This window comes from Paraburkholderia sp. BCC1886, from assembly GCF_900996245.1.
In the GTDB taxonomy this organism is placed as follows: domain Bacteria; phylum Pseudomonadota; class Gammaproteobacteria; order Burkholderiales; family Burkholderiaceae; genus Paraburkholderia.
Map to the genome: position 1 here is coordinate 24,767 of NZ_CAAJGK010000107.1, position 24,327 is coordinate 49,093.

Sequence of the window (24,327 nt, forward strand, 5' to 3'; positions counted from 1 at the left end):
ACCAGGATGGGATTCTTAAAAATGGCCCATGTTTCAGGAGATTTTGCCTTGCACTTCCATCGACTCTAAACGCACAAATTAAGTGCATTGGTTCACCGCGCAATAAAGCCGTGTTCCAAACATGGGCGAATTATTCGATTTGCTTTACGTTTCAATCGCGCAACCGACCCCGCTTTGTTTTCCGCCACAATCGCCGACATAATGTGCGCTCCCCGCGCATGACCTGCCGGCCACCCCTCCGATGCGCACGCATGAGACTCACCACTAAAGGCCTGTTGCTGATCGCGATTCCGGCCGTCTTCGAGCTGGCGCTTCTGTCCGGGCTGGTTCAGGCCCAGTCCGATGCGCAAGTGGCGGAGCAATGGGCCATCCATAGCGAAGAGGTGTTGCGCCAGACCACGGCGATTCTCGATCCGGTGCTGGGCGAGTCGGTCGCGTTGCGCGGCGCGGTGCTCGCCGACGATGCCCGCTACAACACGCCGGTGACCCTGTGGATGGACGTCGACCGGCGCATCGACCGGCTGGCCGATCTGGTCGCCGACAATCCGCAACAGGTCGCCCGCGTGGTCCAGGTGCGGCAGACCGTGCAGGCCTATCGGCAATGGTCGGACCGCATTCAGGATCTACTGCACGCGGGGCGCCGCCGCGACGTGGTCGAGCGTTTCGGCGAACTCGCGCCGGCCGACGTGCTGGACCGCTTCCGACAGCAGATCGCCGTCTTCCAGACCGAGGAGCGCAATCTCGATACGCAGCGCTCGACCGTCGCCAACGCCGCGCGCGACCGGCAGCAGACGCTCGTGGTCGCCGCCGTGATCGGCTCGCTAGTGCTCGTCGCGCTCGCGGTCTGGTTGTTCACGCGTGGTGTGCGCGGCCGACTCGCGCGGCTCTCCGACAATGCCGGGCGGCTGGTGAGTAATGAACCGCTGGCGCCGATCGGCACGGGCGGCGATGAAATCGCGCGGCTCGATCTGACCTTGCACGAGACGAGCCGGCGGCTGCTCGAAGGCGAGCGTATCCAGGCGCGCTTCCAGGCCGACCTCGCGCGCCGCACCGGCGAACTGGCGCGGATCAACGAGACCTTGCGGCAGCAGACGCAGGAAAACGAAATGTTCATCTACAGCGTATCGCACGACCTGCGCGCGCCGCTGGTGAATCTGCAAGGCTTCTCGAAGGAACTGATTCGCGCGTGCGACGAGTTGCGTGTGGTGCTGCGCGAATCGTCGCTCGGCCAGGAGCCGCGCCAACGTATCGAGCGCGTCGTGGACGAAGACATCGGCGAAGCGCTGCATTATCTGCAGACCGCCGTGCTGCGCGCATCGCACATTATCGATGCGCTACTGCGGCTCTCGCGGGTCGGGCGTGTCGAGTACCGTCAGCAGAAGGTCGAGGTGAGCGAGCTGGTGCCGCGCGTGATCGACGCGATGCGCGGCTCGATCCGCGCACGCGGCGCTCACGTAAGCGTGGGCGAACTGCCGGCCGTGTGGGGCGACCCCACCGCGCTCGAGCAGATGTTCGCGAATCTGATCGGCAATGCGGTGAATTATCTCGACCCGTCGCGCCCGGGGCGCATCGAGATCGGGATTACGCCTGCGCCGATGGGCGTGCACACGCTGCGGATCTTCTACGTCCGGGACAACGGTCTGGGCATTCCGGCGGTGGCGTTGCCGCGCCTCTTCAACGCGTTCCAGCGATTGCACGGCAACGCGACCGCCGGCGAGGGCGTCGGTCTCGCGCTGGTGCGCCGTGTGGTCGAACGGCACGGCGGCCGCGTGTGGGCGGAATCGAAAGAAGGCGAGGGCACGACCTTCTATCTGTCGTTGCCCGAAGCCGCGGCGCGCGCGGCGCAACTGGCCGAAGAGGCGCAGGAACGCGAGGCGGCGCGGGCCGCGCTGACAGCGGCGCCAGCCGATACCGCACGGGGCGGGCAGACGCTGGGCGTGAACGACGCCGGCAGGACTCGCGGTGAGGCGACGACGTCGCAAACCGTCGCCGCGGGAGCCGCGGGAACCGTTGGAGCAAAAGCGGGCGACGCTCGCGTGAAGCCAGGCGTTGCGTCCCGCCGCGGCATCAGTACGCGCTGAAGATGCGTCGCGGTTTGAGCAGTTGCCGGCCGCGAATCGACCAGTAGCAGCCGCAGACGCTCAGAATGGCGATGCCCGCGAGCGTTTCGAGCGGCGCCGGTCGTACCGCGAGCAAGCCTTTGAGGGCGAACAGGCCGTGTGCCGCGATCAGCAGCGCGGCCCACAGTGAGCACGCCGCCTGGATCAGCAGGCGTGTGCCGGCCAGACGCCTTGCGCGGTTTTCGGACGACCAGTTGGCCGGCGTGCGCGCGCAGAAAAAAGCAATCGTTATCAGGACGACGGCGAGAATGACGATCCAGTCGGTCAGTTGCATCGGGAAGCGCTCCAGAGTGAACCGGCGACTATAGAAAAGCCTGGCGCGATGAACTATCGGACTAGTCTCAAATGCAGGGCAGCGCGACGCAACGGCGTATGATGAGCCCGTTTTCGTATGCGGAAGCCGCCAGACGCGGCTCACTCACCACCATGATTGCAACCCTCTCATCGCCGTTATTGCGCCGTGCCGCCGTTATCCTCGTCGTGTTCGGCGCACTGGCGGCTTGCCAGAAGAACGATGCGTCTGCGGGGCAGGTCGCCGGCAAGCTCGACGCCGCCGCCCAGGCCGCCGGTCAGAAAATGGATCAGGCAGCCAGCTACGTCGGCCAGCAGGTCGACGCCACCAAAAACGCCGCCGAGCAGAATCTGCAGTCGGCCTCCGCGCCCACCATCAACATCGATCCCAGTACGCTCGCGTCCACCGCCCAGGCCAATCTGCAAAGTGCGGCAAGCGCAACCCAGGTCCAACTCGGCAAAGCCGCCTCGCTGACAGGGCAAGGCCTGGAGACGGCAGGACGCAAGCTGCAGGAATGGTCGGTGCAAAGTTCGGCTTCGTCGACCAGCGCCACGTCGTCGTCGACGGGTTCTTCCACCGATGCACAGAAGCAGATGGACAAGTAAGCCGTCCCCATCGACCTTTGACAGTCCCATTAAATGTAATTATGATAGTTACACTTTGTCGTTGCCGGACGGGTCGCCGTGAATACCAGTAGCCGGTTTGCTTTCGCGGTGCACGTGCTCGCGTTGCTGTCGCTGCAACAGGGCGTGCCGCTGTCGTCGGAGATGATTGCGGGTAGCGTGAATACCAATCCCGCACTCATCCGCCGTCTGTTGAGCATGCTGGCGGAAGCGGGTTTGACCACGGCGCAGTTGGGCGCGGGCGGCGGTGCCTTGCTCGCGCGCGCGCCGCAAGACATCAATCTGCTCGAGGTATATCGCGCCGTGGACGACGCGCAGCTGTTCGCGCTGCATCGCGAGGAGCCTAATCCCGCCTGTATGGTCGGGCGCAATATCCAGGGCGTGCTGCGCGGTATCGTCGACGACGCGCAGCAGGCCATGGAGGCGTCGCTCGCCGGCCGCACGCTCGCCGACGCCACGGCGGACGTGGTTCGGGCGGAACGGGCGTGGGAACGCAAGCGGCGCTCGCATAAGTAAGCAGCCGCGTCGTAGGGGAAGCGGCAAGGGAAGGGGCGATCGCCCCTCTTTTTTCGACCGTATATGTAACCATGACGATTACATATACGGCCACTTTCAGGAGCATAGGGAAATGAGCAAACAGTTGAAGATCGCACTATTCGGCGCCACCGGCATGATCGGTTCGCGCATCGCGGCGGAAGCCGCGCGTCGTGGGCATCAGGTCACGGCTTTGGTCCGCTCGCCGGAGCGCGTGCCGGCCGACGTGGCGAATCTGCGGGCGCAGCAGGTGGATCAGCTGGATCCGGCGGCAGTGGCGGCCGCGGTGCGCGGTCACGATGTCGTCGCGAGCGCCTATGCGCCGCCACGCGATGCGCTGACCACGGTGAGCACGGCGACGCGCACGCTGGTCGACGGTGTGCGCGCGGCCGGTCTGACGCGGCTCGTGGTCGTGGGCGGCGCGGGCTCGCTCGAAGTGGCGCCGGGCAAACAGCTCGTCGATACCGAAGGTTTCCCGGCCGCCTACAAGCCGATTTCGCTTGCGCAACGCGATTCGCTGGCGAGTCTGCGTGCTGCGACCGACCTCGACTGGACGTTCTTCGCACCGTCCGCGATCATCGCTCCGGGCGAGCGCACGGGTCGTTTCCGCACCGGCGCGACCACACTGATCGCCGATGCGCAAGGCAACAGCCATATCTCCGCGGAAGACTATGCCATTGCTTTCGTCGATGAACTGGAGCAAGGCCGTTTCATCCGCCAGATCGCGACGGCCGGTTATTGAGCGGCGCAGGTCCAGCATCGACCCACGGCTACGGACGGTGCAACCTAACATTCGGTTACGCATGTTAGGTTGCGTGGGATAAAACAGCGGCTACACTGGCGACTCCCAATTTACTGCGGATTGCCATGCAGTCATGCGCGTGGCGGCGCGAGCCCGGGACTGCGCCTGCCATCGGCGCGCAGCCGGCGACTCGCGGCGCTTTTCATCGGCGTTTCCTTGCGACTGGAGCGGGCCCGCGCGGCGGCGCGCTTGCCGCGGCCACTGCCTGGATAGGCCACTGGGCACTCGCGCTCTGCGTCGCGTTGCTGGCGATCGCAGCGGTTCTTCCCGCCAGTGCTCAGGCCGCCGGCACAGGGACGGGCACGAGCACAGGCACACCGGTCATTCCGGCGCTGCAAAGTCTGATCAACAGTGCAACCGCGACGCCGGCTTCGAGCGCTTCGGCGGCCTCGGCGACCGACGCCGCGTCTGCGCCTTCTCCGGCAAGTCAGGCCGAACTCGCGCACTCGCTCGACAGTGTGATCGCCACGCTCGACAACGACCGTCAGCGCACGGCGCTCGTGGCCCAACTCAAGAAACTGCGCGATGTCTCGCAGAACGTCACGGCGGCCGCTCCCGCTGCCAGCCAGCCGAGCCCGGGCTTGCTCGGCGCGATCGCGTCGGGCATCGCGTCGTTCGAATCGGACGTGCATCAGGGCCGCACGCCGCTGCTTTATTGGGGCGGCCGCTTCAATGCCGCCGCCAACGAGCTCTACACGATCGTCTCCGGACAGGGGCAGGAAAGCTTCGGCCGCATCGTGTTTTCGATGCTCGGCATGCTGCTCGGCTGGGGCGCCTGCGCAGCCGGGCTGATCTGTCTGCAGCGCCGGGCGTATCGGCGCTTCGGCGTGGTGATGGACCTGCAGCCCAATCCCACCACCCGCGAGTTGCTGATCTTTGCGGTACGTCGCGTCGGACCGTGGATCGTCGCGTTCCTCGCGGCGCTGCTGTTCGTGCGTGCGATGCCCGATGCGCTCGGCCGCACGCTCGGCATGGTAGTCGCCTATGCGATCGTCGCGGGCGCGGTGTTTTCGGCGATTTGCCTGATCATGTTTTCGCTGTTCGGCTCCGGCCACCGGCGCATTGCGGTGCGGCTCCTGATCGATCATGCGCGCCGTGTGCTGTTCGTGGTCGGCGTGTGCGGCGCGCTTGGCGACGCGGCGGTCAATTACGACGTCGCGCATCAACTCGGTTCGAACCTCGCCGCGCTCGTCTCGACGGCGGCTAACATGACGGCCGCCGTGCTCACCGGCTACTTCGCGCTGGCGTTTCGCCGGCCGGTCGCGCATCTGATCCGCAACCGGCCGTACGAGCAGCGCAACGACCACAAAGCCGCGACCGATGCCTTCGACGTGCTCGCCGCGCTCTGGCACGTACCGGTTCTGGTCCTCGCGACCGCGTCGGTGGTGGCGACGCTCGGCGGCTCCGGGTCGAGCGAAAACGTCCTGCAGATTTCCGTCGTGACCGCGCTGCTGCTGGTGCTGGCGTTCTTCCTGTCGGCCATCGTGCTGCGCGTCACGCGCCCGCGCAGCGCCCGTGCGCGGCGCCGCTCGCCGTATCTCACGCGGCTGCTGCGTTTTTCGGGCACGTTGCTCACGCTGTTCATCTGGCTGTTCTTTTTTGAACTGGCGGCGCGCCTGTGGGGCGTGTCGCTCGCCGCGGTGATCGAAGAAAACGTGGCGGCGCGCGGCATCGCGCATGCGGTGGTGGCGATCATCGCGACGGTGTTCATCGCGTGGTGGCTGTGGATCATGGTCGACACGGCGATCACCGAAGCGCTCAATCCGGCCGGTCCGCGCAACAAGGCGCGCGCGCCGAGCATGCGCGCGCGCACGATGCTGCCGCTGGTGCGCAACGTCCTGCTGGTCTCGATCATGACGATCGCCGGCATCGTCACGGCGGCCAATCTCGGCATCAACGTGACGCCGCTGCTGGCCGGCGCGGGCGTGATCGGTCTGGCCATCGGTTTTGGCGCGCAGTCGCTCGTGACCGATCTGATCACGGGGCTGTTCATCATCATCGAAGACACGATTTCGGTGGGCGACTGGATCGACGTGGACGGCGGTCATGCGGGCACGGTCGAGCACCTGTCCATTCGCACCGTGCGTCTGCGCGACGGGCAGGGCGCGATTCACGCAATTCCGTTTTCGCAGATCAAGATCGTCAAGAACCTGTCACGCGACTTCGCGTATGCGGTGTTCGAAGTGCGCATGGCGTTCTCCGCCGATGTCGATCAGATCACGCAACTGATTCGCGAAGTGGGCGCCGACCTGATGGCCGATTTCCGGTACCGGCGCGAGATGCTGGGGCCGATCGAAGTGTGGGGACTGGACCGCTTCGACCCGAACTGGATGGTCGTGAAAGGGCAGATCAAGACGCGGCCGCTGCAGCAGTGGAGCGTGGCGCGCGCGTTCAACGTGCGGCTCAAACGCAAGATGGATGAAGCCGGCATCGAGATTCCGGTGCCGCAGATGCGGATTTTCACGTCGTCGAAGGATAGCGAGGGCGAGACGTTGCGCGACGACGTTGAGGATGATTTGCAGGAGCATGTCGCGCAGGCTGCTGCGTCTCGTGCGATGCAGCCGATGCAACACGGCGCTTCACAGGCCGCGGCGCAGTCCGCTTCACACGATCCGGCGGCCGCGGCGCTCGACGTGTCGCATGAGCCGCGGCCGGCGCCACCCCCTACGGGCACAGCACCCGTGCCGCCGCAAATTCCGACGGCCGGCGAAGGTGGAAGCAGAAGTTGATGGTGCAGGACAGGACGTTTTACGACGTCCAACGTCGATGCCGGTTTCAGGCAGCGGCAGTTGAAATGGCAGCGGTATCGGCCGCGGGCACGACATCGTTGACGTGCGTGGCGATCCGTTCGCCAGCCACTCCGTACACATGCAGCGAAACAGCAGGCGCCGCGCTACGATTTCCCAGTTGATGAATGCCGCCGCTTCCATCCCGTCCGCCGCGTGCGAACGACACTGCGCCCGTTGGCCGGTCATGCGTTCGAACCGTGCTCGCGTGCTGTCCCGCATCGTCCCATTCGAACAGTGTTTCGCTCAGCATCCCGTCGAGTACCGCATAAGCGCACCACGTGTGGTGGGCGTGCACGGGGCTTCGCTGGCCCGGCATCCACACGAGTGCGGCGATCGCATAGCGGCCGCGCGGGTCGGCGGCCAGCAGATGGCGCTCGTAGTGCTCGGTCGATCCTGCGAAGTGGGCCGGTGCGAGCAGACCGGCGCTAGCCGCACTGCGCGCCAGAGCATCGCGCAGACCGTGTGCGAAAAGGCGCGACGCCGACGCGTCGGCAAACGGCGAGCAGGCTTCGAAGAGCGCGTCCAGCGTGTCGCATAGCTGCGCGAGCGGTGCGCTGCAAAGATCGCGCGAGAGCGGGTTGATGGAGGGAGATGGCGAGTCGAAGGAAAGGGCGTGGCTCATAGTCGTGGAAGAGCGGAGAGGCGGCTCATCGGCAATTTTCGGTAGCCACATTTATACCGGTTTGCCTGGAGAAAGAGTTTCCATATAATTCCCCTCGATGTCTTAAAAGTAGAATAATTTCCTAAAGGGGTGACGTGATGGGAATGGATATCATCGACCGTAAGCTGCTCGAACTGCTCCAGGCAGACGCAACCATGCCGATCGCCGAACTGGCGCAGCGCGTGAATCTGTCGCAAACGCCTTGCTGGAAGCGACTGCAACGGCTGAAAGAGGCGGGCGTGATTCGCGCGCAGGTGGCGCTGTGCGACGCGCGCAAACTCGGGGTCGGCACGACGGTGTTCGTCGCGGTTCGCACTAACCAGCACACCGAAGCGTGGGCCCAAAGCTTCACGCGCGCGGTGGAAGCGATTCCGGAAGTGGTCGAGGTGTACCGCATGAGCGGCGAGACCGATTACCTGCTGCGCGTCGTGGTCTCCGACATCGACGACTACGACCGCGTCTACAAGCTGCTGATCGCCGCTGTGCCGCTCTACGACGTGAGTTCGAGCTTCGCGATGGAGCAGATCAAGTATTCGACGGCGTTGCCGGTGCGGGCGGCGGCGGTGGCCTGAAGAACGTAAAGCACGTAAAGCACGTGAAGCACCTTGAAAAAGGCCGCCGTTCTGGAAACGATTGCAAGCCGGGTGCAAGGCTCATCGGCGTAAAATGCGGCCTTCCAGACAGCTTTCGCGACGCCTCGCGAATCGAGCCCGCCACATGAACAAACCGCCGCGCAAGAAGAACCCGACCTTCGGCATCGCCGTCTTCATCGTGGTCGCGGTGCTGCTGGTTATCGCTACGCTCTTCTACAACGCCATCAAGGACAAGCGCGAGTTCGACAGTCAGAACACGCCGTCGCCGACGCTCTCGTCGGGGGCGGCCGCTGCGGCGGCGGTGACGAGACCCGCTAGCGGCGCGGCGCAGTAACCACGCCGGACATGCCGGGCATCGTTCAGATGGCCGGCAACCGGATCAGGCTGGCATCCTTGCGGATCAACGCGGCGGCGGCCAGCATCTGCTTGCATTGGTGCGCGAGCAATTTCAGATCGTTCACCGCGTCGGCCGGATAATCCGGCGACTTCTCCGTCTCCACGACCATCGTGTCCAGTTCGCGGGTCAGCAGTTTGATCTGCTCGGCCTGATCGGCGGGCGGCGGCGTGCCCGCTTCGGCTTCGGTGAGATAGTCGCGGATGACGCTAAGCGCGCGCTGCAGCGGTTGCAGCGACACGCTGTCCGCCTGTTGCGCGGAGGTGCGCAGCAAGGGCGCGGCCGCGGTGATCTGCGAGGCCAGTACGTGACTGCGCACCAGCAGTCCGTTCAACTCGGGCACGAACTTCTGCGCCGATTTCGGTTCGAGCATCATGCGCTGGAACGCTTGTCCAAGATTGGCGAACGCCACGTGGACGTTCTTGCGGGCAAGGCGATAGCGGTAATCGCGATCGAGCGCGGTAGCCGCTGCCGCGGCAGCGGGCGATGCGCCTGCGACGGCGCGCGCGGGCGTGGGTTGGCTCGCTGTCGTCGTGCCGGGGTTGCCTGCGTTGCCTGCGTTGCCTGCGTTGGAACTCACGGGGCTCGTGACGGCGGCGGTCGTGCTGCCTGGCTCGCCACTGTTTTTGGCGATGCTGGCCGCGTGACTGGCGCCGCCAGCAACATTAGCCGTACCGACTTCCACGCCACGCTTCGCAGTAGCAGCTTCGCTTGCCGGCTCGGCCATCGCCGCCGCCGGCGCCCACGCGCCGGCTTCGGTCACGGCCGCCACTGGCGCCGCCGCCGGCTTGCCGCTCCACCACCAGCTTGCCTCGAGATATTGCCGGGTCGCGCTGATCATGTTGTTCACGAGCTTGCCCATCAGCCGGTATTCCCAATACGGGAACAAATGGCTCGCCGCGATCGCGATCGCACACCCCACCACGGTGTCGATCGCGCGTTCGCCGATGATGCGCATGCTGCCCGGCGCGAGCAGATGGAACATCAGCAGCACGTACGAAGACGTGAACACCACGCTCGCCGTGTAGTTGAACAGCAGCAGGCTGTAGCTCATCACCATCGACGCGAACATCACCACGAGCAGAATGTGCGGTTCCTTCACGAAGATCATCAGCGCGATGCTCGCCGCGCAGCCGATCAGCGTGCCGACGATCCGCTGCCCGTTGCGCTGTTTGGTGAGCGAATAGCCGGGCTTCAGGATGATGACCGTGGTCATCACGATCCAGTACGCGTTGGTGAGCGGCAGAAGCCGCCCGAGCCAGAAGCCGACCGCGACCGCGATGGTCACGCGCAACGCATGACGGAAGCTGGGCGAGGCCATGGTCAGATTCGAGAAGATCTGGCCGAACGGCACCCGCCGGCTCGACACGAAGCGGCTGAGCGCCTGGTCCAGACGCAATTCCGTTTCGGTTGCGCTCGGCTCGCTCGACAGGCTCTTGCGCATCTTGTCGATCAGCCGCGTGGCGCTCCAGATGCGCCGGAAAGTGGACGACACCGCCGAATACGCTTCCGGGTTCTTCACCGGAAAGTCCTGCCGGCGCATGACGTCGATCTCGAACTCGATGGCGCGCAATTCCGCTTTCACGTTGACCCGCGTACGCGGCGCCTGGTTCTGCAGCACCGCGAGCCCGATTTCTTCGAGGTCGGCCGCCGACTTGCGGATCAGATCGCGATAGAACACCAGCAGGTCGGAGCCGCCGAACGTGTTGCGCACCAGCGGGTAATCGGTATGCGCGCCGACGAACAGTTCGTGCAGATCGACCGTATTGATGAACAGGTTGAACAGCATCGCGCGGCGCGGTTCGAGCTTGCCGCGCTTGAGCTTGGGCAGGTTGCGCAACACGATGTCGCGCGCGGCGTCCTGACGCTCCACGGCGGCAATCTGCTTGTCGACTAGGTTGCGATAGCACTCGTCCAGATCGCTATCCAGATCGTAGAAAGCGGCGCGCGCGAGCAGATAGTCGGCGCAAGCGAACACGCTTTCGGCGAGCGCCTGCTGTTCGATGCGATGCATCATCCAGCGGCTCACGAAGGTCGACCAGTAGGTGTACCAGAGTCCGCCGAGCAGGATCCACGACGCGTTGACGAGCGCCTGAATGGGCGTGAAGTGTTCCTCCAGCGTCATGATCATCATGAACAGCGTGGCGAAACTGATTTGCGGCCAGCGGTTGCCGTACACGACGATGAGCGACAGCACGAACGTGAGCGGTACGACGGTGCACCACAGGGCCACCGGGTTGACCGTGGCGAGGCCCGTGGCGAGCGCCGACAGGAAACCGATGACCGTGCAGGCCAGCATTTCGTTGTGCTTGTACTTGAGCGGGCCCGGCATATCGACCACGCACGCGCCGAGCGCGCCGGTGGCGATCGTAAAGCCGAGGTCGCGCTCGTGAAACACGATCAGGCAGAGCATGGCCGGAAGCGAGACGCCGACCGCGATGCGCAGCCCGCCATAGAAGTACTGGCTATAGAGGAATTTCTTTATCTCGACCGAATAGCGCATCGACTGCCTGATTCCATTTACTGAACAAACCGCGGTTCGAAGGGCCAATCCGGAGTCAACCCGGGCTGACGAGTCTAACTGATTTCGTGCCTGATCTGACCTCGTCCATTCGGCCAGGTTCTGCCCTGGTAGCGGCTTTGTTATGCTGTCGCTTCGCTTGTTGCTTCACTTGTCGCTTCACCCGTAGGTTCACTGTCTTTCGCAGTCCGGGCGTTGCGCCCGCGCTGCCCGCTTTCCTTGAAACCCATGCTCCAGCTCTTCTACTCGAACCGCTACGAAACCCTTGTCGGCGCGCTGCTCGACGACCTCGCCCAGGCGCCGTCCGATCCCTGGACCGCGCAGCCGGTGATCGTCCCGAGCGCGGCGGTGCGGCGGCGGCTCGAACTGGACATAGCGGGGCGGCAGGGCATTTGCGCGAACATCTGTTTCGGCTATCTCGCGCAATGGTTGTGGGCGCAAATCGGCGGCGTGATCGACGTGCCGAAACACTCGCCGTTCGCACCCGACCGGCTCGTCTGGCGCTGCTACCGGCTCTTCGGCGAAGCGGACGAAGCGCTGCCGTGGAACGCGTCCCCGCGTCTGCGCACATACCTCGACGCGGCGGACGCGTCGATGCGCTACGAGCTCGCAAGGCGCGTGGCCACCGTGCTCGATCACTATCTGACCTATCGGCCGGAGTGGTTGCAGCAATGGCAAACGGGGGCTTCGATTTTCGCAGGCGCCGAAGCGCGCGAGAGTGGACCCCGGCTCGTCGGCGCGAGTGACGCGGCGCGCGAGGACGAGCGCTGGCAGGCGGCGCTGTGGCGCGCCGTGCTCGCCGAAATGGCCGGCAACGGGGACTACAGAGCGGACGATAACGCGGGCAATCACGCGGGCAATCACGCGGGCAATCACGCGGGAAATAACGCGGGAAATAACGCGGCCGCTCACGGCGGCGCGTCGGCATTGCCACCCGCGTACCGCTTTCTCGACGAGATCGGCTCACTCGACCTCGAAGCCATTTCGAATGCCGGCTGGCCGGAGTCGGTCAGCGTGTTCGCGCTGCCCACCATGCCGCCGTTGCACGTGGCCCTGCTGCGCGCGTTATCGCGCTGGGTCGACGTGCGTCTTTACGTGATGAACCCGTGCCGCGAATTCTGGTTCGACGTGGTGAGCGAGGGGCGCGTCGACGCGCTGGCCGCCGCCGGTCAACTGGACTATCAGGAGGTCGGTCATCCGCTGCTGGCGGAGTGGGGACGCCAGACCCAGGCGCAGTTGCACATGCTGCACGAGTTGACCGAGAGCGCGGCCTCGGGCGAATCCGGCGACTTCGCGGCGAACCCTGAACCGACCTGGCTGGCAGCCGTACAGAACGGCATTCTCGAACTGCGCGCGGAAACTGCGACCGCCGAGGACGAAAGCGAAGATAGCGACGGCTGGCCGCAAGAGCAGGGCATCGAGGTGCACGTCTGCCACAGCCTGTCGCGCCAGCTCGAAGTGCTGCACGACCGACTGCTCGGCTGGTTCGACGAGTTCGACGATCTGCAGCCTTCCGACGTGCTGGTCGCAGTGTCGGATCTGGCCGCAGCCGGCCCGCTGATCGATGCCGTATTCGGCACCGCGCCGCCCGGCGACACACGGCGCATTCCCTATCGCATCACCGGCTTGCCGCCCTCGCAGGCCAATCCGGTTGCGCGCGTGCTGCTCGACTGGCTCGCATTGCCCGAGCGCAGCGTGGGTGCGCCGGATCTGATCGAATGGCTGCGCATCGATGCAATCGCCACGCGCTACGGCATCGACTCGGGCTCGCTCGAAGCCGCGCAGGAGTGGCTGGCGGCGGCCGGCGCGCGGCGCGGGCTTGCGCCGGTCGAACCGATCGGCGAACACGTGCCGGTCGCGCGCCATACGTTCGCCGACGCGTTGACGCGCCTCTATCTGGGCTACGCGATGCCCGATGGCGGCGAGCCCGTCGATGCATGGCTGCCGGTGGAGGGCGCGGACGGTTCGGACGCCGAGTTGCTCGGCCGGCTGTCGCGCTTCGTCGACGACCTCGACAGTTTTTCAGCGCAGTGCGCGCTCGAACGCACGCCGCTCGACTGGACCCAGTTGCTGCTCGAAACGCTGGCGCAGTGCTTCGACGGCGGCGTCGAGTTCGCCGATTCGCTGGCCGCCGTGCGCGACGCGCTCGACAAGATGGGCGACGCGATGCAAGCCGGCGCGCAAGCCGTCATGTTGCCGGCCGCCGTGGTGCGCGTCGCGTTGACCGAAGCGCTCGACGACCCGGCGCGCGGCGGCGTGCCCTGGGGCAGCGTGACGTTCTCGTCGCTCACGAGTTTGCGCGGCTTGCCGTATCGCATCGTCTGTCTGCTCGGCATGGACGACGGCGTGCTGCCGAGTCTCGCGCGCGCCGACGAGTTCGACCTGATGGCCGCGTTCGGCAAAGCGGGCGACCGGCAGCGCCGCGACGACGAACGCAACCTGTTCCTCGACCTGCTGCTGGCGGCGCGCGACCGGCTGTTCATCGCTTATACCGGCCGCAGTATTCGCGACAACGCGCCGTTGCCGCCCGCCGCGCTGGTCGACGAACTGCTCGACCACCTCGCGCGCGTGTCGGCAGGCGAGGACGCGAGTCCGGCGGACATCGCCGGGGCGCGTCGGGCGTTTATCGTCGACCATCCGTTGCAAGCCTTTGCGGCGGAATACTTTCCGACGGCGCAGGAAGCTTTGCAAGCGCAGACGGCACGCGCCGCGTCGGTCGACGCGACGGCGAGCGAACTGTTCAGTTTCGACGCCGACCGCGCGGAACTGGCCACGCTGCTGGCCGCGCCGCAACGTGTGGTGCCCGGGCCGTTTTTCGATCGACCGCTGCCGGCCGACGAGGCCGCGCCGGTCGCATTCGACGAATTCGTGCGTTTCTGGCGACACCCGGCCCGCGCCTTGTTGCGCGACCGGCTGGGCATCGTGCTCTCCGACGCGCAAGGCGAATTGCTGGACACTGAGCCGTTCGAACTCGATTACGCCGGACGCGATGCGCTCGCCGAGCGTTTGTTGCCGGTGCTGCTCGATAGCGGATCCGACGACAAGCTGGACGAAGACGCGATGTTCGAGCGCGTCCGCCGGCTTGCCGCGGCAAGCCCGGAATTGCCGGGTGGCGCGACGGGCGCGGTCTGGCGCACACGCGAGTTGAGCGCGCTGCGTCAACTTGCCGGCAGCGTGCGTCGGGAGATCGCGGCGGGCGTCGAGCGTTTGCCGTTCGCACTGGAGATCGCGCCGCGCTGGCCCGACGCTGCCGCCGTTGCCGGAATCGCAGGCGGCGCGCTCTTCGGCGCTCACGACGCGGCGTTGCGCGAGGGTATCGAGACACCGTTGCAACTGAACGGCACCTTGAATCTGCTGACCGATAACGGGCAAGTGATCTTCCGCTACGCCAAACCCACCGCGCGCGACTACCTGTCCGCGTGGCTAGCGCATCTGGTTTATTGCGCCGCGCTGCCGGATGGCCCGCGACGGACCGTCTGGCATGGCAGCGGCGAGCGTTTCGAACTCGCACCGGTGGCCGCGCCGCTCGACGAACTCGCGCCGCTCGCCGCGTTGTTTCGCGCGGGGCGCAGGTTGCCGCTGCGGTTTTTCCCGCGAAGCGCGTGGAGCCGCGTGAGCGAGAGCGAGTCCGCGGCGCAAGGCGTGTGGATCAACGACCGCGTGCGCGGCGAGTCCGACGACCCGGCGCTGCGCATCGCGTTGCGCGGCACGCCGCTCACGCTCGACGAACCGTTCGGCAGTCTCGCCGACATCGTGTTCAAACCGCTCGTTCAACATCTGCGGAGCGCATCATGAGCGGCGCCTTGCAACATTCGCCGCTGGTCGCCGAGGAACTCGACGTCTTTGCCTGTTTGCTCGACGGCGTCAATCAGATCGAAGCGTCCGCCGGCACCGGCAAGACCTGGAACATTTGCGCGCTGTACGTGCGTCTGCTGCTCGAGAAAAATCTGAACGCGGATCAGATTCTCGTCGTCACGTTCACGAAAGCTGCGACGGCGGAACTACACGAGCGCATTCGCGGGCGGCTCGCGGAACTCGAGCGTGCCATCGATACCGACGACGACGGTGGCGACCCGTTCATCGAGCGTCTTTTCGAAACGACGTTGGCGCCGGAGCGCGGCATTGAACGCGAGGACGCATTGAAAGTGGTGCGTCGCGCGTTGCGCACTTTCGATCAGGCGGCCATCCACACCATTCACGCGTTCTGTCAGCGTGCGTTGCAGGAGGCGCCGTTCGCGGCGGCGATGCCGTTCGCGTTCGACATGGAGGCCGATGACGGGGCGCTTCGTTTCGAAATGGCGGCGGACTTCTGGCGCGAAGAAATCGAGCCGGTCGCGCATGCGCATCCGGCATTTGCAGCGTGGCTGGTCGCCAAACGCGCCGGGCCCGCATCGCTCGACGAGCAACTCGCGCGGCGTCTGAAAAAACCGCTGGCGCAACTGCGCTGGGGTGCGCTCGTCGAGACGGGCGGCGCCGATCCGCAGGCCGGTTTCGCGGTAGCCGCCGCGCTGTGGGAAGCCGAGCGCGAGGCCATCGTCGCATTGCTCGAACAGGTGCAGGACCGGCTGAGCAAGATCAGTCACAAGCCGGAGCACGTGAGTTCGGCGATTGCCGCGTGGAGCGAATACTTTGCTCAGGGCGACAGCCATGCGCCGCCGCCGAAGGCCGCGCTGAAACTGACGGCCGCCGCGTTGAAGAAGGCCACCAAGGTGAAGTTCGAGCCGCCTGCGCATCCGTTCTTCGAACATGCCGAGGAGCTGGCCGCGGCGGTCGTCGCGGCCGAGGCCGCGCAGCGCGCGCGCTGGCTGCTGCTGGTGCAGCGCTGGCTCGACTACGCACCGGCCGAACTGGCGGCGAGAAAGCGCACGCGGCGCGTGGTGTCGTTCGACGATCTACTGTCGAACCTGTATCGCGCGCTGAGCGCTCATGGCTGGCTTGCCGACGCGCTGCGCACGCGCTATCCGGCCGCGTTGATCGACGAGTTTCAGGACACCGACCCGCTGCAGTTCGCGATTTTCAGCCGCATCTTCGCGCCGGCCGGGCCGCTGTTTCTGGTGGGCGATCCGAAGCAGGCGATCTACAGCTTTCGCGCTGCCGACCTGCACACTTATCTGGCTGCGCGCGCGGCGGCTTCCGCGTGCTATACGCTGGCCGTCAATCAACGGTCCACCGCGCCGATCGTCGACGCGTGCAACCGGCTTTTCGAAGCGAATCCTCGGGCATTCGTTCTCGACGGGCTCGACTATCAACCGGTGCGCGCGGGCGAGCGGCGGCGGCCGCCGTTCGCCGATCCCGCCGCGGAGGGCGGCGATTTCCGTCTCTGGCAATTACCGCCGGGCGACGCTGGCAATGCGCTGACCAAACGCGATGCGCAGCGCGCGGCCAGCGAGGCCTGCGCGGCCGAGATCGTGCGGCTGCTACGTGGTGCGCGCGCGGGCAGCGTGACGATTGGCGACGCGCCGCTGTTGCCGGGCAACATCGCGGTGCTGGTGCAAACCCACAAACAGGGCAGCCTGATCAAACGCGTGCTGGCCGCGTGGGGCGTAGGCAGCGTGGAACTGGCCCAGGCGTCGGTGTTCGCGACCCTGGACGCCGAGCAGATCGAACGGGTGCTGGCCGCGGTCGACACACCCGGCGACCTGCGCCGCCTGCGCGCCGCGTTGGCGACCGACTGGCTGGGCCTCGACGCCGCCGCGCTCTGGCGGCTCGAACAGGTGGCCGACGCGCCTCTGCCCGTCGACGACCCCGCGCACGCAGCCGACGCGATGGGTTGGGTCGAGCGGTTTTCGCGCTATCGCACGTTGTGGCACGAGCGCGGCTTCGCGTTGATGTGGCGTACGTTGATGCGCGAACTGCGCATCGCGCAACGGCTGGTGGCGGGCGTGGACGGCGAGCGCCGTCTGACCAACGTGAATCATCTGGCCGAACTCGTGCAGGCGCGCGCGGCCACCCAACCCGGGATTGCGCCGACACTGCGCTGGCTCGCCGCGCAGCGAGAGCAGGGCGGTGGCGAGGATGCGCAATTGCGGCTGGAGTCCGACCGCAATCTGGTGCAGATCGTGACGGTGCACAAGTCGAAAGGGCTCGAGTACGCCGTCGTGTTCTGTCCGTTCCTGAACGACGGTGGGCTGCGCGAGCCGCCGTCGTCCGGTTTGCCGGATGCGCGCGAGTATCACGACGACAGCGGCGACGCGGTGCTCCACTACGGTTGCGACGACGAAGAAGCCGGCCACGCATCGCGCTACGCCGTGCGGGAACAGGCGGCGGAGCGCGCGCGACTCGTCTACGTGGCGCTGACGCGGGCCGTGTATCGCTGCTATCTGGTGGTCGGCACGTATCTGTCGTCCCGCTCCACGAAAGAGTCACGGCGCAGCGTGCTGAACTGGCTGGTGGGCGGCAGCGGTTACGAGTTCGACGGCTGGCTCGCCGAACCGCCGGACGAAGCGGCCTTGTCGGCGAGCTGGCAGGCGCTGCAAGGCGGGTCGGTGTCGTTGCAGGCGTTGCCGGAAGCGACGCAGCGCAGGCCGCTCGAAAGCCTGCACGATGGCGGCGCGCAACGTCAGGCGCGCGCGAGCCGGCGGTCGTTGCGCGATCAGTGGCGCATGGCGAGCTTCAGCGGACTGATCGCGGCCGGCAGTCGCGCCGACGAGGCGCCTTCGCGTACCGAAGAGTTGCGGCCCGATCACGACGAGATTGCCGATACGCTCTCGCCAGCCGCGATACCGCTGGCAGTTCAGCCACCGGTCTATGGCGAGCACGACATCCTCGCATTTCCGCGCGGCGCGGCGGCGGGCGATTGCCTGCACCGGATGTTCGAACTTGCGGACTTTACAGACGCATCGAGCTGGCCGGAGGCGATCCGCGGCGCGTTGCGCGAGCGCCCGGCGCCCGCCGCGCCGGAACTCGCGGCCCGTCTGCCGGCGATGATGCACAACCTGCTCGCCGACATCGTCGCCACCGAACTCGTGCCCGGCACGGGGATGACGCTGGCCAGTCTGAATCCGCGCCGTCGTATCAACGAACTGGAGTTTCTGTTCGCCGCGCCGTCGCTCGACTTTCCGGCCTTGCGCGAACTGCTGGTCGAATACGGGTATCCCGATGTCGCGCTGGAGCCCGGCGTTCTGCGCGGTTTCGTCAAAGGATTCATCGACATGATCGTCGAGCACGATGGACAGTTCTGGATCGTCGACTGGAAGTCGAATCATCTCGGCGACACGGCCGACGCCTACGCGGCAGCGCCGCTCGAAGCGGCGATGGCGAGTCATGCTTATCACCTGCAGGCGCTGCTTTATACGGTCGCGCTGCATCGTTATTTGCGCACGCGGGTGCGCGGCTATTCGTACGACACGCATATCGGCGGGTATCTGTATCTGTTCGTGCGGGGCGTGCGGCCCAAGTGGCTGGACGGCGAACGTCCGGCAGGGGTGCATGCGCGGCGACCCGCGTTCGAACTGGTCGCGCTGCTCGACGCCGCGATGATCGGGGGGGCGTTATGAGCACGTTTGGGCAAGGGTCGGCGCCGCCGCCCGCGATCGACGACATCGGGATCAATCTGCCGGCACCGGCCGATTTCAGCATTGCGCTGGCCGAAGGCTTCGCGCGTCGTATCGGAACCTTGGCGCGGCGCGGCGGTGCGAGCACGGAAGCCGTGAAGTGGGCCGCACGCGGCGCGTTTGCGGCCAGCCGGGCGACGGCCGAGGGGCATGTGTGCATTCCGCTGTCGGTGCTGGCGCAACGGTTCGATACGTCGAGCGCCGCCGCCCGCGCGGCGCTCTTCGCGAGCGGCATGGCGAGCGACGGGACGGGCAGCGCGGCGGCCTTGCGGCCATTGGTGATCGACGCGGAAGGGCGCGTGTATCTGGCGCGGTACTACGACTACGAGCGGCGGCTCGCGCGCTCGCTGGTGGCGCATGCGCGCGTGCGGGAAGCATCGGCGCATGGTGAGGCTTCGGGGTCTTCTGCGGCTTCGGCTGACTCGGCCAGCGCTGATGCATTGCACGAACGGTTGTTGCGTTACTTCGGGCCGGCTCAGGACGACGACGTGGACTGGCAGCGCGTCGCCGCCGTCATGGCGTTGTCGGGGCGGCTGACGATCGTCAGCGGCGGACCGGGCACCGGCAAGACGTCGACCGTGGTCGGCGTGCTGGCCTGTCTGCTGGATGCCCGTATCGATCTGCGGATCGCGCTCGCCGCGCCGACCGGCAAAGCCGCGCAGCGCATGCAGGAAGCGCTGCTGGCTCGCGCAAGCAAACTGCCGCCTGAACTCGCCGCACGGTTGCCGCAGACTTCCTACACATTGCATCGCCTGCTCGGGTCCGGGCCCGGCGGGCGCTTCCGGCATCATCGGGACAATCCGCTGCCTTACGACGTGGTGGTGATCGACGAGGCATCGATGATCGACGTTGCAATGGCCGCGCATCTGCTCGACGCAATTGCGCCGCATACACGGCTCGTGATGCTCGGCGACAAGGATCAACTGGCCGCCGTGGAGGCGGGCGCCGTGTTTGCCGAACTCAGCGCGCGGCCGGCTTTCACGGCGGGCGGTTTGCGGCGCATCGCGGGGGCGCTCGGCATTGCCGAAGCGCGTCTCGAGCGGGCGTTGCCGGACGCGGCGACGAGCGTTCCCGAGTCGTTCGTCGCGCGCGCCGACGACGGCTTCGACGACGATCCAGGCTCCGCGACGGCCGATCTGTTCGCGCGAATCGAGGCGGCGGACGCTCTGGATGCAGCGAACGATTCCGCTTTGGGCGCCGCAGCGTCGCCAAACCCGCTCGCCGATTGCGTCGTCTGGCTGGAACGCAACTACCGGTTCGGTCTCGATTCGCCGATCGGCCGCCTGTCGCTCGCCATTCGCAGCGGCGCGGTGAATGACGCGTTGCAGTTGCTGCAGGTCGATCCCACCGAACCCTGTGCGGCAGCGCTGCATGAAGACGTGCAGGCGGCACTTGCCGAGCGCACCGTCGCGCGACTCGCGGAGGGCTTCGCCGCGTATTCGCGCGCGCTTGCCGACACGCTGGCCGACGGCAACCCGGACCCGCTGCCGCTGTTCGACGTGCTGAACCGATTCCGGATTTTGTGCGCGACCCGCTCGGGGCCGCGCGGCGTCGATCAGATCAATGCGGCGATGGCGGCGCAGGTGCGCCGCGCCGCCGGCGTGACGTTGGCCGTGGGTGCCCAATGGTTCGCCGGTCGCCCGGTGATGGTGACGCGCAACGATTACGCGCTGGGCCTGTTTAACGGCGATATCGGCATCGCATTGCCGGGTGCAGGCGCGGGCGCGAGTGGCTCTCTACGCGTGTATTTCCGCACGGGCGACGGCGGTCTGCGCGCAGTCTCGCCCGCGGCGCTGCCGCCGCACGACACGGCGTTTGCGCTGACCGTGCACAAGTCGCAGGGCTCGGAATTCGATCACGCGGTATTGATGCTGCCGTCGACGTTCAGCCGGGTGCTGTCGCGCGAACTCGTCTACACGGCGATTACGCGCGCGCGGGAACGGGTGGAGGTGATCGGCGCTCGCGCGGTGCTGGCGCAGGCCATTGCCACGCCGACTCAACGCGACTCGGGGCTCGCGGCACGAATTGCGCAGGCATGGGCGGAGGTGTAGAGAGCGTAGCTTAAGCGTGGCGGCGAATTCCGGCGCGCCTATCCGGCCATGCCGTCAGCCCGCGCGGCAGGCGCGGCGCGGCTGCGCAGGACCCGGCGATACCACAGCGTCCACAGCGCAAGGCCGCCGTAAATGCCGTAGCCGACGATGGGCGAGATCACCAGAAACCGTTCGATCGGCCACGTAAGCGCCATCCAGGCTCGCAGCGCGGTTTCGGCAGTCAGGCCGACGCCCCACACCAGCGTCATCAGCCGCATGGCGGCGGCGAGGGCGGGATGCTCGCGCCATAGCGCCTCGAAGTGTGCAGCGCCGCCGGCCATTTCGCGCGCCACGGTGGCGCGCGCGAGATAGAACAGCAGCGGGCGGCGCAGCGGCCACGACAGCAGAAAGGCCACGCCGACCGCGCCGGACACCAGCGATTCGCGCAACAGCAGCATGCGTGGACTGCCGCCCAGCGCCATCGCCAGTACCGATAGCACGATGCCGGCGACCACCATCACGCTCAAGGCGTCGATGCGGCGAAACCGTACCAGCTCGATCACGCTCCAGACGATCGGCGGCACGGCGGAGGCAATCAGCGCGCCAGTTTCGCCGAGCCGCGGCAAGGCAAGCCGGTAAGCCAGCCAGGGCAACAGGAAGTTGACGGCCATCTCCAGCACGAAACCAGGACGAAGCTTCATGGAATTGAGATCACGAGCAAAACGGGCAGTATCGATGAAGCGACTACGCCGCCGCAACCGGTATTGCGCCGGCGCGCTGTGTACACTGGCGCCCCGCACGCCGTTTTTTCAGCCTGATTCCGCGTCATGACATCCCGCTATCCGATCCCGCCGAACGAAATCGAACTCACCGCCGTGCGCGCGCAAGGCGCGGGTGGGCAAAACGTCAACAAGGTGTCGAGTGCGATTCATCTGCGCTTCGACGTCGCGGCGTCGTCGTTGCCGGAAGTGCTGAAAATGCGTCTGCTCGCGCTGTCCGATCACCGGCTCACGCGCCACGGCGTGGTCATCATCAAGGCGCAGGAACATCGTACCCAGGACATGAACCGGGCAGCGGCGCTCGCGCGGCTCGACGAGCTGATCGAAAGCGTCAGCGTGACGCGCAAGCCGCGGGTGGCGACGCGGCCGACTCGTGCCTCCAACCGGCGCCGTCTCGACGGCAAGGCGAAGCGCGGTGAAGTCAAATCCGGCCGGGCGCGGGTAGACGAATGACGCCGTCGGCGGCGGGCATTGGCATGAAGTCGACGCACAGCACGTGCGTGCCGTCGTGGTCGAACGCAATGGCCGCGGTATAGCAGTCCCGGCCGTCCGCCAGCGAATAATGCGGGCCGGTCATCGCGACGCGGCCGGGTGCCGCGAGCGCATGTTTGAAATAGCTGCGGCGCGACCAGTTGCTGCGCGCCTGCGAGTAGAGCGGCGCATGCCGCAACGGCGGTGCGGGGACGGCCGCGGCGGACACCGACGGAACGGTCTGCTCGCCATGATCGTCGGTGATGAACACGCGCCGCGCCTCGCGCAGATGCCAGACCTTCTGCGCGGCGAGGCGCAGGTCGCCGGTCGCACGGAAGGTTTCCGCGGCCGCCTGCACCGCCTCGGCAAAGCCGTCGAAACCCAGCCGCTGGTGGCCGGCGTGCGCGCGTTCGTAGTCGGCGAATTTGCTCCACATCGACTCGATCAGCGCCGGCACTTTGGCGCAGGCTTCGTGGACCGAACGCTGCGGCTGACCGAGCCAGAATCCCTGCACGAAGTCGACGTCGGCCTGCATCAGGATCATCAGCTCCTCGTCGGTTTCGACGCCTTCGGCCAGCACCAGCGTGCCGGACTGATGCAGCATCGCGATCAGGTGGCTGATCATCGACTGATCGCCTTCGCCTCTCCCCGCGCGCGCAATCAGCGAGCGGTCGAGCTTGACGATGTCCGGACGGAAGCGCCACACGCGGTCGAAATTCGAGAAGCCGGTGCCGAAATCGTCGATGGCGATCAGGAAATCGCGCGGCTGCGAGGCGCCCAGCATGCTCGCGACGGCGGACTCGTCGTCGGCGGGCTGCTCGAGCACCTCGATCACGATGCGCTCCTGCGGCAGCCCGAAATGCGCGGACAGCTCGTCGATGAACGGCCGTTGCGGCCAGCCGGTCTCGAACACCTGCGGCCGCGTGTTCAGAAACAGCCAGCCGGTGGCAATGCCTTGCTCCATGAAGTTGGCGACGTGCAGGCAACGCGCGATGCGGTCGAGCTCGCGTGCGTCGGCGGGCGAACGGGCGCCCGCGAACAGCACGTCGGGCGTGACCGGCAGGCCGACGGGATCGGTGGCGCGCAGCAGGCCTTCGTAACCGACCACGCACTGATGCGTGACCGACAGCACCGGTTGGAACACGCTGTGCAAGGTCAATGCGCGCCACGTCGCGATCCAGCCGGACTCGGTGCGCACGAGACGCGGGAGTAGCCCGCCCAGAGTCAGTTCGCTAACGGAGGGCATAAGGGCGGACATGAGAGCGGACATAGCGGGCGGGGAGCAGGGGGCGATCGGTCCGGTCAGGCGACTCGTCGCGCCGTGGAGACACCGCCCAGGTATCGGGATAGCCGGGCGGATAGCGTGCGGGAACGCAAAAAGCGATACCAGCCATGCTGAACTCCGGCGGATTGGTCAAACGAGTCTAGCAGTCCGGAAATCGCGTGAATGTGCGCGGTGTCACAGAGGCGGGACAGGAATGAGTCGCTTTCAACCTGCGGCGCCCTCGCGGTGCCCCGGTGCACGGCCTGCCGCGGGGCGGGGTATGCTGCTGCTCTTTCTAGATCAGGAGATTGTAAATGTCCGAAATCGCAGTGGTCGCCATTACGGTCGCGAAGCCAGGCTTCGAAGAGCAGGTGCGTGAAGCGCTCGAAGGCCTCGTCGGCCCGTCGCGCCGAGACAAGGGCGTGCTTCAGTACGATCTGCATCGCGACGTGGAAGAGCCGCGACGCTTCGTGTTCGTGGAACGGTGGGAAAGTCAGGAGGCGCTCGCGGCCCATGCAAAGGCGGAGCACCTGCAGGCTTTTAAAAAGGTCGTGGCCGACTGGGCCGAACACTCCGAGATTCGCGTGGTATCGAAAATCGCCTGAGCGGCCCCGGCCCGGTGATGCGTTTTTAGTGCGTAGCTTGCGGGACGTCGAGAATCAGAATGATGGTCCAGTCGGCGTCGCCGTCGTGATGATACTGGCGCTCGGCGACGATAAACGGCTGTTGCTTGCCGTCCGGGCCGAGAAACAGCACGTCGCCTTCCATCGGCAGGCACTCGACCGGGGGTAGCGCCAGAAATGCTTCCTGACCGCCGCGCGGCATCAGTTTTTCGATTTTGCGGGACGCTGCTTCAGTCCATTCGATATCTAGCTGGATATTGCTCATGCTGTCCTCCGCA

18 protein-coding genes are annotated in these 24,327 nt (G+C 66.3%); 12 read left to right on the forward strand and 6 right to left on the reverse strand.

All coding sequences use genetic code 11. The annotated features are described in order from the left end of the window. Window positions 1-251 precede the first annotated feature (251 nt). Window positions 252-2,081, forward strand: a complete 1,830-nt coding sequence (locus tag FQ746_RS30530) for a sensor histidine kinase (RefSeq protein WP_144113547.1) — start codon at window positions 252-254, stop codon at window positions 2,079-2,081. Here FQ746_RS30530 and FQ746_RS30535 read toward each other — a convergent pair. After that, window positions 2,068-2,394 carry a hypothetical protein gene (locus FQ746_RS30535; protein ID WP_144113548.1) on the reverse strand — a complete coding sequence of 109 codons (327 nt, stop codon included), beginning with the start codon at window positions 2,392-2,394 and terminating at the stop codon, window positions 2,068-2,070. The two genes, FQ746_RS30530 and FQ746_RS30535, sit on opposite strands and share 14 nt — an antisense overlap. 152 nt (window positions 2,395-2,546) lie before the next feature. Here FQ746_RS30535 and FQ746_RS30540 point away from each other — a divergent pair, with 152 nt between their 5' ends. The 4 genes from FQ746_RS30540 to FQ746_RS30555 all read left to right on the forward strand — a co-directional run bounded on the left by FQ746_RS30540 (window position 2,547) and on the right by FQ746_RS30555 (window position 7,100). Then, window positions 2,547-3,017: a hypothetical protein gene (locus tag FQ746_RS30540; protein ID WP_144113791.1), complete on the forward strand. Its 471-nt coding sequence runs from the start codon at window positions 2,547-2,549 to the stop codon at window positions 3,015-3,017. A gap of 78 nt (window positions 3,018-3,095) precedes the next feature. Continuing rightward, window positions 3,096-3,551, forward strand: a complete 456-nt coding sequence (locus FQ746_RS30545; RefSeq protein WP_144113549.1) for an Rrf2 family transcriptional regulator — start codon at window positions 3,096-3,098, stop codon at window positions 3,549-3,551. A 112-nt stretch (window positions 3,552-3,663) separates the two neighbouring features. Beyond that, window positions 3,664-4,311 (forward strand): NAD(P)-dependent oxidoreductase, encoded by a 648-nt coding sequence (locus FQ746_RS30550; protein ID WP_144113550.1) that lies wholly within the window; start codon window positions 3,664-3,666, stop codon window positions 4,309-4,311. Between the two features lie 125 nt (window positions 4,312-4,436). Then, a complete protein-coding gene (locus FQ746_RS30555; RefSeq protein WP_144113551.1) occupies window positions 4,437-7,100 on the forward strand; it encodes a mechanosensitive ion channel family protein in 2,664 nt (887 codons plus the stop codon). Between the two features lie 46 nt (window positions 7,101-7,146). Here the strand turns inward: FQ746_RS30555 and FQ746_RS30560 are convergent, their stop codons facing one another. Then, entirely contained in the window at window positions 7,147-7,782 is a 636-nt protein-coding gene (locus FQ746_RS30560) for a cysteine dioxygenase family protein (RefSeq protein WP_144113552.1), read from the reverse strand. Window positions 7,783-7,919: 137 nt separating this feature from the next. On the opposite strand from FQ746_RS30560, the gene FQ746_RS30565 reads away from it, so the two are divergent. Continuing rightward, window positions 7,920-8,393 (forward strand): Lrp/AsnC family transcriptional regulator, encoded by a 474-nt coding sequence (locus tag FQ746_RS30565; protein ID WP_144113553.1) that lies wholly within the window; start codon window positions 7,920-7,922, stop codon window positions 8,391-8,393. Between the two features lie 145 nt (window positions 8,394-8,538). Then, window positions 8,539-8,748: a hypothetical protein gene (locus FQ746_RS30570; protein ID WP_144113554.1), complete on the forward strand. Its 210-nt coding sequence runs from the start codon at window positions 8,539-8,541 to the stop codon at window positions 8,746-8,748. A gap of 25 nt (window positions 8,749-8,773) precedes the next feature. On the opposite strand, the gene FQ746_RS30575 is transcribed toward FQ746_RS30570, so the two are convergent. Then, the gene (locus FQ746_RS30575; RefSeq protein WP_144113555.1) at window positions 8,774-11,311 is read right to left on the reverse strand and encodes an FUSC family protein; all 2,538 of its coding nucleotides are present in this window, start codon (window positions 11,309-11,311) and stop codon (window positions 8,774-8,776) included. A 246-nt stretch (window positions 11,312-11,557) separates the two neighbouring features. Here FQ746_RS30575 and FQ746_RS30580 point away from each other — a divergent pair, with 246 nt between their 5' ends. The 3 genes from FQ746_RS30580 to FQ746_RS30590 are packed head-to-tail and all read left to right on the forward strand — an operon-like array spanning window position 11,558 to window position 20,933. Then, window positions 11,558-15,124: an exodeoxyribonuclease V subunit gamma gene (locus tag FQ746_RS30580; protein ID WP_144113556.1), complete on the forward strand. Its 3,567-nt coding sequence runs from the start codon at window positions 11,558-11,560 to the stop codon at window positions 15,122-15,124. Further along, the gene (gene recB / locus FQ746_RS30585; RefSeq protein ID WP_144113557.1) at window positions 15,121-18,825 is read left to right on the forward strand and encodes an exodeoxyribonuclease V subunit beta; all 3,705 of its coding nucleotides are present in this window, start codon (window positions 15,121-15,123) and stop codon (window positions 18,823-18,825) included. The genes FQ746_RS30580 and recB overlap by 4 nt, the downstream gene beginning before the upstream one ends. After that, the gene (locus FQ746_RS30590) at window positions 18,822-20,933 is read left to right on the forward strand and encodes an AAA family ATPase (protein ID WP_144113558.1); all 2,112 of its coding nucleotides are present in this window, start codon (window positions 18,822-18,824) and stop codon (window positions 20,931-20,933) included. Before recB ends, FQ746_RS30590 begins: the two co-directional genes overlap by 4 nt. 38 nt (window positions 20,934-20,971) lie before the next feature. Here the strand turns inward: FQ746_RS30590 and FQ746_RS30595 are convergent, their stop codons facing one another. Next, entirely contained in the window at window positions 20,972-21,613 is a 642-nt protein-coding gene (locus FQ746_RS30595; RefSeq protein WP_144113559.1) for a VC0807 family protein, read from the reverse strand. 126 nt (window positions 21,614-21,739) lie between these two features. Here FQ746_RS30595 and arfB point away from each other — a divergent pair, with 126 nt between their 5' ends. After that, window positions 21,740-22,144, forward strand: coding sequence for an alternative ribosome rescue aminoacyl-tRNA hydrolase ArfB (arfB, locus tag FQ746_RS30600; protein WP_144113560.1), 405 nt, complete (start codon window positions 21,740-21,742; stop codon window positions 22,142-22,144). Here the strand turns inward: arfB and FQ746_RS30605 are convergent. Then, window positions 22,113-23,408, reverse strand: coding sequence for an EAL domain-containing protein (locus FQ746_RS30605; RefSeq protein WP_144113792.1), 1,296 nt, complete (start codon window positions 23,406-23,408; stop codon window positions 22,113-22,115). The two genes, arfB and FQ746_RS30605, sit on opposite strands and share 32 nt — an antisense overlap. Before the next feature lie 332 nt (window positions 23,409-23,740). Between FQ746_RS30605 and FQ746_RS30610 the strand changes: the two genes are divergently transcribed. Further along, window positions 23,741-24,031 (forward strand): putative quinol monooxygenase, encoded by a 291-nt coding sequence (locus FQ746_RS30610; RefSeq protein WP_144113561.1) that lies wholly within the window; start codon window positions 23,741-23,743, stop codon window positions 24,029-24,031. A gap of 25 nt (window positions 24,032-24,056) precedes the next feature. On the opposite strand, the gene FQ746_RS30615 is transcribed toward FQ746_RS30610, so the two are convergent. Continuing rightward, entirely contained in the window at window positions 24,057-24,314 is a 258-nt protein-coding gene (locus FQ746_RS30615; protein WP_007182306.1) for a hypothetical protein, read from the reverse strand. Window positions 24,315-24,327 lie beyond the last annotated feature (13 nt).